Annotated in this window: 18 protein-coding genes; 7 read left to right on the top strand and 11 right to left on the bottom strand. The window is 30.0% G+C overall.

All coding sequences use genetic code 11. The annotated features are described in order from the left end of the window. Positions 1–9: 9 nt before the first annotated feature. The 3 genes from AC2I98_RS07245 to AC2I98_RS07235 form a co-directional block, all read right to left on the bottom strand. Positions 10–855: a transketolase gene (locus AC2I98_RS07245; protein ID WP_486413925.1), complete on the bottom strand. Its 846-nt coding sequence runs from the start codon at positions 853–855 to the stop codon at positions 10–12. 148 nt (positions 856–1,003) lie between these two features. Then, the gene (locus AC2I98_RS07240; protein WP_486413924.1) at positions 1,004–1,246 is read right to left on the bottom strand and encodes a hypothetical protein; all 243 of its coding nucleotides are present in this window, start codon (positions 1,244–1,246) and stop codon (positions 1,004–1,006) included. A gap of 2 nt (positions 1,247–1,248) precedes the next feature. Beyond that, positions 1,249–2,778 (bottom strand): sodium:solute symporter, encoded by a 1,530-nt coding sequence (locus tag AC2I98_RS07235; protein ID WP_486413923.1) that lies wholly within the window; start codon positions 2,776–2,778, stop codon positions 1,249–1,251. Between the two features lie 107 nt (positions 2,779–2,885). On the opposite strand from AC2I98_RS07235, the gene recR reads away from it, so the two are divergent. Both recR and AC2I98_RS07225 read left to right on the top strand, forming a co-directional pair. Further along, entirely contained in the window at positions 2,886–3,500 is a 615-nt protein-coding gene (recR, locus tag AC2I98_RS07230; protein ID WP_486413922.1) for a recombination mediator RecR, read from the top strand. Position 3,501: 1 nt separating this feature from the next. Then, positions 3,502–4,581 (top strand): glycosyltransferase family 2 protein, encoded by a 1,080-nt coding sequence (locus AC2I98_RS07225; RefSeq protein WP_486413921.1) that lies wholly within the window; start codon positions 3,502–3,504, stop codon positions 4,579–4,581. Positions 4,582–4,594: 13 nt separating this feature from the next. Here the strand turns inward: AC2I98_RS07225 and AC2I98_RS07220 are convergent, their stop codons facing one another. The 6 genes from AC2I98_RS07220 to rsfS form a co-directional block, all read right to left on the bottom strand. Then, complete coding sequence (locus tag AC2I98_RS07220) at positions 4,595–4,858, bottom strand: hypothetical protein (RefSeq protein WP_115001599.1); 264 nt, start codon at positions 4,856–4,858, stop codon at positions 4,595–4,597. Positions 4,859–4,941: 83 nt separating this feature from the next. Next, positions 4,942–5,592 carry a phosphatidylserine decarboxylase family protein gene (locus AC2I98_RS07215; protein WP_125350513.1) on the bottom strand — a complete coding sequence of 217 codons (651 nt, stop codon included), beginning with the start codon at positions 5,590–5,592 and terminating at the stop codon, positions 4,942–4,944. Next, complete coding sequence (locus AC2I98_RS07210; protein ID WP_486413920.1) at positions 5,589–6,437, bottom strand: phosphatidate cytidylyltransferase; 849 nt, start codon at positions 6,435–6,437, stop codon at positions 5,589–5,591. Before AC2I98_RS07210 ends, AC2I98_RS07215 begins: the two co-directional genes overlap by 4 nt. A gap of 2 nt (positions 6,438–6,439) precedes the next feature. Further along, positions 6,440–7,045, bottom strand: a complete 606-nt coding sequence (locus tag AC2I98_RS07205) for a hypothetical protein (protein ID WP_486413919.1) — start codon at positions 7,043–7,045, stop codon at positions 6,440–6,442. 131 nt (positions 7,046–7,176) lie between these two features. Continuing rightward, entirely contained in the window at positions 7,177–9,189 is a 2,013-nt protein-coding gene (gene ftsH / locus AC2I98_RS07200) for an ATP-dependent zinc metalloprotease FtsH (RefSeq protein WP_486413918.1), read from the bottom strand. 22 nt (positions 9,190–9,211) lie between these two features. Then, positions 9,212–9,580, bottom strand: coding sequence for a ribosome silencing factor (gene rsfS, locus AC2I98_RS07195; RefSeq protein WP_486413917.1), 369 nt, complete (start codon positions 9,578–9,580; stop codon positions 9,212–9,214). 93 nt (positions 9,581–9,673) lie between these two features. Between rsfS and AC2I98_RS07190 the strand changes: the two genes are divergently transcribed. Genes AC2I98_RS07190 through AC2I98_RS07175 form a run of 4 tightly spaced genes read left to right on the top strand, consistent with a single transcriptional unit; the run spans position 9,674 to position 11,802 of the window. Further along, complete coding sequence (locus AC2I98_RS07190) at positions 9,674–10,387, top strand: biotin--[acetyl-CoA-carboxylase] ligase (protein WP_486413916.1); 714 nt, start codon at positions 9,674–9,676, stop codon at positions 10,385–10,387. A gap of 27 nt (positions 10,388–10,414) precedes the next feature. After that, positions 10,415–10,930, top strand: coding sequence for an isopentenyl-diphosphate Delta-isomerase (idi, locus tag AC2I98_RS07185; RefSeq protein ID WP_486413915.1), 516 nt, complete (start codon positions 10,415–10,417; stop codon positions 10,928–10,930). 12 nt (positions 10,931–10,942) lie between these two features. After that, a complete protein-coding gene (locus tag AC2I98_RS07180; protein WP_486413914.1) occupies positions 10,943–11,353 on the top strand; it encodes a 6-pyruvoyl trahydropterin synthase family protein in 411 nt (136 codons plus the stop codon). Next, on the top strand, positions 11,350–11,802 hold the full coding sequence (locus AC2I98_RS07175) for a peroxiredoxin (protein ID WP_486413913.1): 453 nt from the start codon (positions 11,350–11,352) through the stop codon (positions 11,800–11,802). Before AC2I98_RS07180 ends, AC2I98_RS07175 begins: the two co-directional genes overlap by 4 nt. Positions 11,803–12,127: 325 nt before the next feature. Here AC2I98_RS07175 and AC2I98_RS07170 read toward each other — a convergent pair whose 3' ends face one another. Next, entirely contained in the window at positions 12,128–12,547 is a 420-nt protein-coding gene (locus AC2I98_RS07170) for a hypothetical protein (RefSeq protein WP_486413912.1), read from the bottom strand. A gap of 843 nt (positions 12,548–13,390) precedes the next feature. Beyond that, a complete protein-coding gene (locus AC2I98_RS07165) occupies positions 13,391–14,065 on the bottom strand; it encodes a YiiX/YebB-like N1pC/P60 family cysteine hydrolase (RefSeq protein ID WP_486413911.1) in 675 nt (224 codons plus the stop codon). Positions 14,066–14,108: 43 nt separating this feature from the next. On the opposite strand from AC2I98_RS07165, the gene AC2I98_RS07160 reads away from it, so the two are divergent. Beyond that, positions 14,109–14,471 carry a hypothetical protein gene (locus AC2I98_RS07160; RefSeq protein ID WP_486413910.1) on the top strand — a complete coding sequence of 121 codons (363 nt, stop codon included), beginning with the start codon at positions 14,109–14,111 and terminating at the stop codon, positions 14,469–14,471. Positions 14,472–14,494 lie beyond the last annotated feature (23 nt).

The following is a 14,494-nucleotide window of genomic DNA, read 5'->3' as shown; positions in this document are numbered from 1 at the left end:
TTAGTTTGTTTAGTAATCTGTTAATTCAGTTTCTGGGTTTTGAGTTAAAGCACTTTCTAATTGTTCATCGTTTGGTGCTTTTCCGTGCCATGCGTGGCTTCCCATCATAAAATCAACTCCATTACCCATTTCTGTATGTAATAAGATTGAAATTGGTTGTCCGTTTCCTGTTAATGATTTAGCTTTTTCTAAAATAGCAATCACTTTTTCTAAGTCATTTCCATTTTCTTCTTCTAAAACAATCCATCCAAAAGCTTCTAATTTAGCTTTTAAATCTCCTAAAGGCATTACAACATCTGTGTCACCATCAATTTGGCGACCATTGTAATCAATTGTAGCGATTACATTATCTACTTTTTTACCAGCAGCATACATAAATGCTTCCCAAACTTGACCTTCTTGTAATTCACCATCACCATGTAATGTATAAATTAATTTATCGTCGTTGTTTAATTTTTTTGCTTGAGCAGCTCCTAATGCAACAGATAATCCTTGTCCTAAAGATCCAGAAGCGATGCGGATACCTGGTAAACCTTCGTGTGTTGTTGGGTGACCTTGTAAACGAGAATCTAATTTTCTGAATGTAGCCAATTCGCTAACAGGAAAAAATCCTGTACGAGCTAATGTGCTGTAATAAACTGGTGAAATGTGACCGTTTGATAAGAAAAATAAATCTTCTCCTTTCCCGTCCATTGAGAAATCTGTAGAATAGTTCATTACTTTACCGTATAATGCAGCAAAATATTCTGCACAACCTAATGAACCACCTGGGTGTCCACTATTTACGGCATGTACCATTCTTAAAATATCTCTCCTTGTTTGTTGTACTTGTGTTTGAAGTTCTTGAAGTGTCATTGTTTGTTTATAAAAATTTGAACAAAAATAATTCTTTTTTGTAGGGCAAAAAAATGATAGTAGATAAATCACTACAATTAGGGACGAGTTTTAGTTGAGATTTTATTCAATAAAAAAAGACGAAGCAAAACTTCATCTTTTTTTCTATTTATTCTTCTATATGCCATTCACCACGATGAGGTATTAAAGCGTCGCGAACTTGTATCATTTCAGATTCCACAACAACTAAATATGCAACAGCATACTCAGGTTCTACTTCTACAAATTCTGCAATTGTAATTTGCAATTTTTCTTTCTCTGCATATTGCTTTAAATGAATAGCATGATGTTTTGCAGTTGGTATAGCATCAGGACCATAAAAATCCCAAATTAATTTTAATTTCTTTTCCATTTTTAATTGATTTCTTTCTGTTGATTAGAGCTAACAAGCCATAATCCTATAAAAGTTAATAAACCATTTAGTATTATTAATTCAACACCGATTTTGTAGTCACTAAAATTAATAACCAATTCATTGATGATGTATGTTAAAACAGGTGCTAAAAGTGCTACTGTAATGATTGAATATTTTTTGTAAATGTTACGTTTTGTCAAAATTCCGAAGGCGAATAATCCTAATAACGGACCATACGTATAACCTGCAACTTCCATTACAAGGTAAACAATAGATTTGTTGTTAATCATTTTGAAAACCATAATCAAAATAAAAAAGACAACTGTAAAAACTAAATGAACTCGAATACGAATTTTTTTCTTTTCTTGTTCAGATTTTACTTTATCCTCGTTAATATTCAATAAATCTACACAGTAAGAACTAGTAACGGCTGTAAGTGCTCCGTCAGCTGAAGGAAATAATGCAGAAATTAACCCAATAATAAAGATAATTGAAATAATCATAGGAAAATGATGTCCTAAAAGTGAAAGTGCTGGAAACATATCATCACCCATAATATTTTGCCCTCCTTGTTCCATCATAAAGCCATCAGCTGTATAAAAACCTCCTTCGCTCATTGCATATAAATACAACAATCCACCTAAAAATAAGAACGCTAAATTCACAATAAGCAATGTTCCTGCAAATGTTAACATGTTCTTTTTTGAGTTTTGAAGATTATCAACCGAAATATTTTTTTGCATCATTTCTTGATCTAATCCAGTCATCGCAATGGTAATAAACATACCACCTAAAATGGTTTTTAAGAAATATGTTTTCGAATTTGGATCAAGGTTAATCAAATGAGTATAATTTTTTGCTTGCATCATATCGTAGGCTTCGCCAACAGATAAATTAAGATGAGATAAAATGAACCAAATACAAGCAATTAAACTAATAATCATGAATGATGTTTGAAGCGTGTCTGTGACAACAATTGTTTTTACTCCACCTTCAAAAGTGTACAATAATATCATTAACAATAAGACAAAAGTTGTTACCCAAAACGGAACACCTAAATCATCTAATAAAAATATTTGTAACACATTTACAACTAAATACAAACGAGCTGTAGCACCAATTCCTCTCGAAATAATAAAGAAAACCGAACCTATTTTATGTGCTTCGACATTGAAACGTTTTCCTAAATAAGTGTAAATAGAGGTTAAATTCATTCGATAATAGAGTGGAAGTAAAACGCCAGCTACAATAAAATAACCTAAGAAAAATCCGATTACCATCATGTAATACTCGAATCCGCCGTAGATATATTCAGATCCAGTTAGCTTTCCAACCGTTCCAGGAACAGAAATAAAGGTAACACCACTAAGACTTGTTCCAATCATTCCGAAAGCAACTAACCACCATTTACTTTTTTTATTTCCATTAAAAAAAGATTGATTGTCAGAATTTCGACTGGTGAAGTAAGAGATAACTAAAAGTCCTACAAAGTATACGATTACACAAAGTAGTAAAATTGTTGAGTTCATAATTTATTTAGTAAATAAGCCCAAATTTAATATTTTTGAGTTAAAGATGGTAGATTAATTATAAGAAGATAAAATTGTAAATTTGTCACCTATAATTTTTTGAACGAATGAATTACCCAAGCAAGGTTTTAGAGCGAGCTGTAGAAGAAATGTCAAATTTACCAGGAATAGGGAAGAGAACTGCTTTACGACTTGTTTTGCATATGCTAAATCGTCCTAAATCTCAAACAACTGCTTTGTCAGAAGCGCTTTCTCATTTGGTAAATGATGTTAAGTATTGTCAACATTGTCATACCATTTCTGATAATGAGGTTTGTGATATTTGTAATAATCCTTTACGAGATGAAACTACCATTTGTGTTGTTGAAGATGTTCGTGATGTAATGGCAATTGAAAATACTGGACAATTTAAAGGACAATATCACGTTTTAGGAGGAAAGATTTCTCCAATGGAAGGGATCGGTCCAGGACAGTTAAACATTCAAACCTTGGTAGATCGTGTGCAGAATGAGAATGTAAAAGAAATAATTTTTGCTTTAAGTTCGACAATGGAAGGTGATACAACCGTTTTCTATTTATATCGACAATTAAAGAATACTGAAATTATTTTTTCTGCGATTGCGAGAGGTCTTGGTGTTGGAGATGAATTAGAATATGCGGACGAAGCAACATTGGTTCGTTCTATTCAGCATCGAATACCATATTCCGAAAATAAATTTTAGAATGATTTTATCGATAGTTATTGTTAGTTATAATGCACCAAAACATCTAGAGCTTTGTCTTGACTCTTGTCAAGAAGCTTTAAAATATATAGACGGTGAAGTTATTGTAATTGATAATAATTCATCGGAAATAGATTTTACATTACTCAAATTAAAATTTTCCAACGTAAAGTTTTTACTTCAAAAAGAAAATTTTGGCTTTTCAAAAGCGAATAATATAGGCGTTGAAAATGCTTTAGGAGAATATATTTTGATTCTAAATCCTGATACGGTTATTCCTGAAAATTTATTTGATTCGTTAATTAAATTTCATCAATCCAAAGATAAAATAGGATTTATAGGGGTTAGAATGATGGATACAAATGGAAACTTTCATCCAGAATCTAAACGTAATATTCCAACAGCTAAAAACTCTTTTTCTAAATTGTTTAGTCGTTTTAATCATTCACAAAAAAATAATTATTACAAATTAGAAGTTGATGAATTTGATACCGCGCCTTGCGAAATTTTGGTAGGTGCTTTTATGTTTACGACGAAAAAGATTTATCAAGAAATTGGAGGTTTTGATCCACGTTATTTTATGTATGGAGAAGACATTGATTTGTCTTTTAGTGCAGAATTAGCAGGTTATAAAAATTATTATAAAGGAGATATCACGGTTTTACATTACAAAGGAGAGAGTACGAAACGAGATAAAAAATATTACAAGCATTTTTTTGAAGCAATGATGATTTTCTTGTCAAAATATTATCAAAAGAATTGGTTGAATTATCAGTTGTTACGTTCAGGTATTTTGATAAAATATGTCATGCAATTAGTTAAGTTTTCTCTAAAATCATCAACGAATAATTTGAAGGAACAAATAAGTATAGAAGAACTGTTTTGGATAAATAGAAATACAGATTTTACAACTTTATCACAATTAAATAAACATCTAGTTTTAGATGCTGATCTGTTTACTTATCAAGAAATTTTAGCTATTATTTCAGAAAATAATTCGCCTTTGGTTTCATTTTATATTCATCCAAAAAATAAAAATTATATCATTGGAGATGGTAAAATGATTGTAGAAATAGAATAAAAAAAGCTGAATCTTAATGACCAGCTTTTACAGTATCTTTTTTCTCAACTTTCGGAGTTTCTACAGTTTTTGTAGAATCTTTTACTTCCTCATGTTTTTCTTCAACAGCTTCTTCATGTTTTGCATGACCTTCGTGAGCAGCTTCAGACTTGTGGTGCATTTCTTCAGCAGTAGCTGGTTCGTGAACTACAGGAAGTACACCATGGTTTACACCTGCTTTAGAGTTACAAGATGTAGCAAATGCAGCAACAGCTACTAAAAGAATTAATTTTTTCATGACGTACAAAATTTATTGTATGAATATATTGTTATAATTGTTTTGACAAAATTAGTTAAAAACATTGAGTTCAACTAACTGATTTATTTCAATTGTGCAATTTTCTGAATTCCACCTTTTGTTTTATCTCCAACCTTTACATTGATTTCAGTATCAAGTGGTAAAAAGATATCTACTCGAGATCCGAATTTGATAAAGCCATATTCTTTACCAGCAACAGCTGTATCATTCTCTTTACTGTAGCAAACAATTCTTCTCGCAACAGCGCCTGCAATTTGTCTAAAAAGAACTTTTGTATGATCTGTATTTTCTACCACAACAGTTGTTCTTTCGTTTAGCTCTGATGATTTAGGATGAAATGCTACCAAAAATTTTCCTGGATGATATTTCGAATAAATAACTTTTCCATTCACAGGATAACGCGTTACATGTACATTAAGTGGCGTCATGAAAATAGATAATTGAATACATTTTTGATTCAAAAATTCACTTTCATATACTTCTTCTAATACAACTACTTTTCCATCTACCGGCGCAATAACACAATTTTCAGATGAATCTGATTCACGAATTGGATTTCTAAAAAACCAAACGACAAATCCATAAAGAATCCATAATGGTAAAGCGAATAAAAGACCATAAACAGGAAAAAAGTAATGTAATACTCCTGTAGCGATTGCAAATAAAATTAAGCAACCTATCAAAATTGCAGTTCCTTCTCTGTGAAGTTTCATAAAGTATATACTAATAAATAATATAAATAAATAAATGGTGTGACAAATATAAAACTATCTAATCGATCTAAAAAACCACCATGACCTGGAATTAAATTGCTACTGTCTTTTACATTGAAAAAACGTTTCAATTTAGATTCTGTTAAGTCACCTAAAGGTCCTAATGCAGCAACGATTAAACCTATAATCATCCAATTACCATGTAAGTTTTCTCCAAAATATTTCTGAATAAAAAATCCAGTTAATAAAGTGAAAATAATTCCACCAAAAAAGCCTTCCCAAGTTTTAGCTCCAGAAATTTTTGGTGCTAATTTGTGTTTTCCGATTAAGTTTCCTGTTAAATAAGCAAATGTATCACTGCACCAAAGTAATAAGAAAACAAAAAATACTTCGTAGTGCATTACTTTTTCACCTAAACTATAATCAAAACTTGGTAGAGTAAGTGCAATAGCGAAAGGAGCGATGATGTAGGTTAAACCTAAAGTAGTTTTACCAAAATCATTCAATAACTCGTTTGTTGATTTGAAAATAACATAAATACTAAAAACAAATAAAACAGGTATAATGAAATATAAACTTCGTAAATAAAAATAGTAGTGATTTGTAGTTTCAAAGGCTTGTAAAAACTCTTTCCCATAATATCCAAATACAACTAAAGCAGCTAAAAGTGAACCTAATTGATAAAGTTTATTGGTAAGATTGGTGATTTTAAAGAATTCGTACAAACAAAAAAGTCCAAAAACCATCATTAAAACGATTAAACCTTTTGGATGTATTGTTGTTCCGAAAAATATTACAAGTGCATAAATAAGTCCCGAAAATGCTCTAATTGCTAAATTTTTCATAGCTATTCTTCAACCAGTAACAAATAAATATTCTTCGCATTCTGTATATTAGGAAATTTGTGCATGTTTTTCCCTCGAATAGAAGTTATTTTAGATGGTAGGTTGTCTTTTTTTAATGTTCGTAATTTCTGTAATGCCGCTCCCACATTTTCTACTAATTGCGATGGGCGTGCATAGATAATAAAATTTGATGGAAAATCATCTATATTTCTTCCACAAGTTTGATGTGCAGATAACATAATACTTCCATCAAAGGCAATTAAGAACTCGCAACTAAGAAAACTAAGCGTGTAACGAGAATCGCAAGGATTAACTACAAACGGGATTTGATTAGTTGTTAACATCTCTTGAAGCTTTGGATCAAGACAAATTAACTCAGTTACATTTTCGTAATTGATAATTTCTTTTAAGTTCTGAAAAGCTTCTTGATTGTTATCGCAGAATAAAAAGTGACCACCACCAGCGTTGAAGTTTGTCGCAAAAACTTCATCCATAGAAATATTATCCTCAAAATAATTTGGATGAAATAAATCAATATGATTATCATCGTCTTTATTCTCAGATTTCTCTGTTGCTTTTTTAAGTAGGTTTTTAATTGCTTTCCACATGGGAACTTATGATTTTTGTACGGTTTAATACAATTTCAGTCTAAAGGTAATAATTTTTAACAATATAATAAGAAGTAAAAAAAAAATCGCCTTAATAAGGCGATTTTTTTGAAAAATTATATGTTTTTTGATTAAATATCGTTTCCAGATTCTGGTTGAATAACTTGTTCTGGTCCAGCTTCGATAGCTTCTTCTTGCTTCTCTTCAATCTGATCTAATTCGCTTACATATTTTCTTGGACCGAAAATTTCTTCTAAATCCTCTCTAAAAATAACTTCTTTTTCAATTAATTTCTGAGCCAATAAGTCAACTTTATCACGATTAATATGTAAGATATCTTTTGCTCTTACGTATTGCTCTTCAATCATTTTCTTAATTTCTTTGTCAATTACTTGAGCAGTTTGTTCTGAATATGGTTTACTGAATCCATACTCATTTTGTCCAGATGAATCGTAGTAAGAAACGTTTCCAATTTCTTTGTTAAGACCATAAATACTAATCATTGCATTAGCTTGTTTTGTCACTTTCTCCAAGTCGCTTAATGCACCTGTTGAAATATTACCAAAAACAACTTCTTCTGCAGCACGACCTCCCATTGTCATACACATTTCGTCTAACAATTGTTCTGTCGTTGTAATTTGTCTTTCTTCTGGCAAATACCAAGCGGCACCTAATGAGCGTCCACGAGGAACGATAGTTACTTTTACCAATGGCGCAGCGTGTTCTGTTAACCAACCAATTGTAGCGTGACCAGCTTCGTGATAAGCGATACGTTTTTTCTCAGAAGGTTTAATCACTTTACTTTTCTTCTCTAATCCACCAATAATACGGTCAACAGCATCTAAAAAGTCTTGTTTTTCTACGACTTCTTTGTTTTTACGAGCAGCAACTAAAGCCGCTTCATTACAAACATTGAAAATATCTGCACCAGAGAAACCTGGCGTTTGTTTTGCTAAAAATTCGATTTCAACATCTTCACCTAATTTTAATGGACGTAAGTGAACCGCGAAGATTTCTTTACGTTCGTTTAATTCAGGTAAATCAACGTGAATAATACGGTCAAAACGACCTGGACGCATCAATGCTTTATCCAATACATCAGCACGATTTGTTGCAGCAATCACAATTACGTTAGATTCTGTTCCAAAACCATCCATTTCTGTTAATAATTGGTTTAATGTATTTTCGCGTTCATCATTAGAACCTGTAAAATTTGATTTTCCACGTGCACGACCAATTGCATCAATCTCATCAATAAAAATAATTGAAGGAGATTTTTCTTTTGCATTTTTGAATAAGTCACGTACACGAGATGCACCAACTCCAACAAACATTTCTACGAAATCTGATCCTGATAATGAAAAGAAAGGCACTTTCGCTTCTCCAGCAACAGCTTTTGCTAATAAGGTTTTACCTGTACCTGGAGGTCCTACTAATAAGGCTCCTTTAGGGATACGTCCACCTAATTTTGTGAATTTTTCTGGGTGTTTCAAGAATTCAACAATTTCTTCTATTTCTTCTTTTGCACCTTCTAATCCAGCTACATCTTTGAAAGTTGTTTTGATATGATCATCACCTTCAAATAATTTTGCTTTTGATTTTCCGACAGAAAAAATTCCTCCGCCACCTCCAGCAGATCCTCCTCCGCCCATTCTTCTAAATAGTAGGAAGTAGATTAATCCGAAGAAAATTAAAGAGATGAAAAGATTCATAAATAATCCTCCAAAACCGCTTGAAACAAGCGTATTTAGTTTTGCGGTTTTATTTGGACTTTTTTCCACATTAGCGTAGAAATCTTTTTCAAAATTTCCTGCATCTGCTACATTAAATGTAAAGTTAGGAGCTCCATTTGCAAAAGGATTTAAAGTTTCGTTCGTTTTTTTGAACTTTTTAAATTCTTCAGTATTAAGGGCTGCATCCGTCAAATATACACTAACACGTCCTGTTTCTTTTTCTAAATCAGCTTCTTTTACGTAGCCTTTTTCTACATAAGTAAGGAATGTTGTGCGGTCAATATTTTTTGTTGTTCCGCCTACACCTCCAATATTATCAGAAAATAATAGAAAGGCAATCAGCAATAATCCTATGATAGCATAAATCCATGTAGGATTAAACCCCGAAGGTTTAAAATTATTTTTTTTCAATTTTTTTTGGTTTCAGTTATGATTAATATTCCATTTCGATACGTGTCTCTATGGCATCACCCCAAAGACTTTCGATATCGTAATATTCTCTGTATTCTTTCTGGAAGACATGGACAATGACATTTGTATAGTCTATCAAAACCCATTGATTATTTTGTGTACCTTCTACGTGAAAAGGTCTTTCAGACATTTCTGTTTTTACAGTTCTTTCTATTGAAGCTGCTATAGCACTAACTTGAGTGTTAGAATTACCTGTACAAACCACAAAGTATTGGCAAAATGCATTTTCAATTTCTCTAAGATCTAAAATTGTAATTTCTTCTCCTTTCACATTTGTAATTCCATCAACAATGCTATCTAGCAAGTCTTTTGTATATTGAGTATCTATCATCTTTTATTTTGTAATTCGCAAATTTAGTGAATCCTTATTAAAGTTTAAACTTTTTAAAATAACTTTAACCACTCTATAAAAATAGTAAAAAAAATGTATTTAATTAGTTTTGATTCTTTGCCTAATACGAACGAGTTCTTAATGGATTTGTCCAAAAAAGATGCCAATAGTTGGACTGTCATACATGCTAAAAATCAAACAAAAGGAAAAGGTTATGCAGGGAATGAATGGAAAGTTGTTGCAGGAGAAAATTTAACCTTTAGTTTTTTACTGAAAACGGATTATAGTTTTCAAGAATTAATTTATTTTAATCAATGGATTTCGAATGTTATTTGTCTATTTTTAAAACAATTTCACCCAAAATCTAACGTAAAATGGCCAAATGATATTATTTTGAACGATAAAAAGGTTTGTGGAATATTAATTGAAAATCATCGTTCCAATGGTGTAATGAATTCTGTGATAGGGATAGGAATTAATGTTAATCAAACTGATTTTAATCACTTGCCAAAAGCTACATCAATTCGAAAAATTACTGACAGAGAATATGACATCGAGGAAATTTTGGCAGATTTGATGCGGAAGTTCGAAATGGAGTATCCGGATTTAGAACAGAAAAATTTCGAAAAAATTCATCAAATTTATTTAGATAATCTTTTTAGAAAAGATGAGATTTCTAAATTTAAACTAGATGGAGTAGAAGTAGACGGAATTATTAGAGATGTAAATGATGCAGGAAATTTAGTAATTGAAATAAATAATGAATTGCGAGAATTTAAGCACAAAGAAATCGAACTTCTTTTTTAATCCTATTTAAAAGTTTATTTTTGTTACATGGAAGAATTCGTAGTTTTAGTTGATCAGGATGATCAAAAATTAGGATTGATGGAGAAACAACAAGCGCATATTGCTGGTATGTTACATCGCGCATTTTCTGTTTTTGTATTCAATTCGAAAGGAGAGTTGATGATTCAGCAACGAGCTGCAAGCAAATATCATTCGCCAACATTGTGGACCAATACGTGTTGTAGTCATCCGCGTGATAACGAAACATACAAAGAAGCGGCACACAGACGTTTGCAAGAAGAAATGGGATTTGATTGTGAATTAGAATATAAATTTAATTTTATTTACAAAGCACATCTAGAAAATGATTTGATAGAACATGAATTAGACCATGTGTTTATCGGAACATTTGATGAAGAACCAAAGCTAAATCCAGATGAAGTGATGGCGTATCGTTGGGTAGAATTAGATGATTTGAAAAAAGATATTGATAAAAATCCTCAGAATTATACAGCTTGGTTCAAAATAATTTTTGAACATTACGTTTCGTATATCGAAGAATAAAACTAAAAACAGATGAAAGTTACGGTCAACAGAAAAGCACATTTTAATGCTGCGCACCGATTGTTTAATAAAAATTGGAGCGATGAACAAAATTTTGAAGTTTTCGGAAAATGTTCTTACCCAAATTATCACGGACACAATTACGAAATTATTGTTGCAGTGAAAGGTGAAGTTGATCCAGAAACAGGATTTGTAATGAATTTGGACGAATTGCGAAAAATTATCGAAGTCGAAGTCGAAGATTATTTGGATCACAAAAATCTAAATGTAGATATCGAAGAATTTAAAGATGTAAATCCAACTGCAGAAAATATTGTGATTTTAATATGGAATAAAATTCGCGCAAAATTAGCCTCAGATTTAGAATTGAAAGTTACTTTATACGAAACTCCTCGTAATTTTGTAGAATATACTGGCGAATGAAAATAGGTGATCATGTACCAACTTTTTCGTTGGAAGATAACAAAGGAAATTGGTTTAATTCAGACGAGTTTTTATACAAAAAGTATTTTGTCTTATTCTTTTATCCGATGGATTTTACACCAATGTGTACCAAAGAAGTGTGTCAATTTCGAGATGTCAATGCAGATTTTAGTGAATTGGATACGGTTGTTGTAGGAATTAATGGACAATCAACATCTTCTCACGAAAAATTCTATACCAAACATCAACTTAATTTTCCGTTACTATCAGATAAAGGAGCGAAATTATCTAAACTGTTAGGAGTTAAAAAGAAATTTGGATTAATCACACCTCGCGAAACATTTGTCTTTAATAAACAAGGAAAATTAATTAAACATATCGTTTCTAATACAGCAGATCTGCATATAGAAGAAGCAATGAACGCAATAAAAAAAGACCAAGGGAATTAATTTTCTTGGTCTTTTTGTTTATATAATTTTTGTCTAATTATAGCACGGTAAATAAAAAAGATTGCCGTACCAATTCCCGAACTAATTAACATAGATTGCGTATCACTTTTGTCGAATAAATATTTTAGTCCAAACAAGACACAAAAAAATAGAACAGAATATATAATGTTTTGTTTCATCTGGTAAAAGTAATGATATTATTGAAGTTTACATTCCTCTAATTCTATTTGAAGCGATAATATTATTTTAATTAAACTTCGTTAATTCAGAAAAATTTTCTGAGATAATTGAACTGAGAAGTTGGATGAAATTTTCTAAATAAATATTATTCTGAGCTTGTTTTAGTTGTTGATTTTACTCTTTTCTGCACAAGAAAATATTTTTTAATTAAAATGGTATCTGTAAAACTTGAGCTATTGCCAATATATGTACTTGGATCTGATTCTATAATAATAATTTCTTCTGTCGGATTTATATTTTTTTTACTTAGAATTTTACTTTTCTCAGGATTGATGAAAATTTTAAAAATTGAAATAAATATTAAACATCCAAATAAAATATTAAGTGTTTTTTTATTGTTGATTTTAAATGAAATAAAATAATAAAAAATGAACAATAAAGTAGAAATAAAAATAAAAAGTACAATTTGATTTAAGAATTCTAACTTAAATTCCCAATTCTCAAAAGCAATTTTTTGAAATAATATAAATACAAAAAGTATTACAGCTAATCTTAATAATTTCATTTTTTTTAATTTATTAATGAAAATGAATTCAGTTTAAACAAAGTTGAGCAAAATCAATTGATTGGTCAATTAATAAATCTATTTTGATTTTAAGTTCCATTTAAGAAGCCTTTATTGTGTTTTGATTTTTGTTAGATAACATTTCTTCTTGTAATTTAGTGTCAGACATTAATACAATTTGAAAACTAGTTATTAAAATCGGAAAAACTATCTTGAATATAAGAATTCTAACTTTCTTTATTGTTTTATAATTTTCTATTTTATGATCAATAGGACTAAGTTTAAGAAATAAATTGAAAATTATTATTGAACTAGAAAAAAATAGAATAATAAAGGTAATTATTGGTTGATAAAATGATTGTAAATAAATATTAAGTCCAATAAATAAAAGTATTAATAGACAGATTAAACCAATTTTAATTTTAGAAATTGATTTATAAAAGTTTAAAATAATTAGAATATTTAAGCTAAGAATTATTAATATATTAGTTATATACATTTTTGTAAATTATTCGTTTAATTCATGAGAAGCTGATATGAATCCAGCTTGATAAGTTTTGCAAGACAAGAAAATAGTTGTCATACTGAGCTTGTTGAAGAGTTTTTTTTATTTTCTGATATAATAACCTTTTTCATTTGTTTTGTCATTTTTGATTATTAAAATATATCCAAGGCAATAAAGAGTTTCATCATTAGAAATATTCACATTTCTATTTAATGTATCTCCAACATGAAATCCATTTCTATATTTCCAATTCTGATTATTTATGTAAAGGTTGGAATTAAAAAATAGAAATGCGCTACATATAATTAGAAATGTAATTGCTAATGCTCTCTTTTTAGTCATAATTTCAACTCTCCAATTTTGATTAACTTTTCAGAAGTTGCCAATTGATTTGGATTTGTTCCAGGTTCATCTTGCGGAACTTTTTTTCCTTTTTTATGATAAAAATCTATCCAAAAATCATCAATAATTCCAGTTTCTTTATTCTTGAAATTCATAGGAATTAATTCAAAAACTTTATCATCACGAAAAGCTCTTTCTACAAAATCTGAACAATATAATTCGTCATCATTCAAAATATATAACCAATTATAAGGTTTTCCTAACATGGTTTTCGCTTTTACAATTGCATTCGGAATTGTTGATTGATATTCTTTTTTTAATCGATAAATAACAATTTGATTATTTTTTTTGGTTTGAGATGTATAAAAATGATGAATTTCTTCTCGTTGCGATCCTCCCATTGGTGCTGCGTGTAAAACGAAAATAGAATCAGAAGTTTTTTCGATCAAACCAATATGATCAAAATTTGTCTCATCATTTATTTTTGTAACTCTATTTATTGCACCAGAAAGCTCTTCGGTTTGCGCACCAACAAAGATCAAATCTCCATTTTGAATTTTTTTGATCGAGATATATTTTTTTTCTGTTGTGATTTTTGTCTTAGAACAACTATTCATTGTCAATGTAAATAGAACTAAAAAGATAGGAAATAAAATGAATATTTTTTTCATTCGGAATGAATTATTACTTTTAATCTACGAATTAACCAAAAAGATGGATTTTAAAAAAATTTTGACGATATCAATTGTCGTTTTATTGATTTTAGTTGGCATTGCAATTATTATTGGTAGTAATAAAGATCGACGAGTTTTCTTTGTAGAAAGCTTTAGCAAACCAATTGAAAATACGATTAATTCTCGTTTGGATAAAGATTATTCGTACGAAATTGTAAAAGTAAAAGGAGAAACAAATGATACAATTTTGATTATTCCTTGCGAAGGATGTCAGCCACTAAAGTTGACAGGAAAGATAAACGAAAAGTTTATGAACAAATTTGGCAAAGGAAAATCAATCATGCGTTTCGAGCCTTATAAAGCGACAGAAGGGAATTTAAAAATTATTCACAAAATTAGATAATCTTATCATTAAGAAATTTTCCT

It is taken from the genome of Empedobacter sp. EJD.6dd, assembly GCF_057369435.1.
This window is presented reverse-complemented; position numbering and strand designations above follow the sequence as displayed.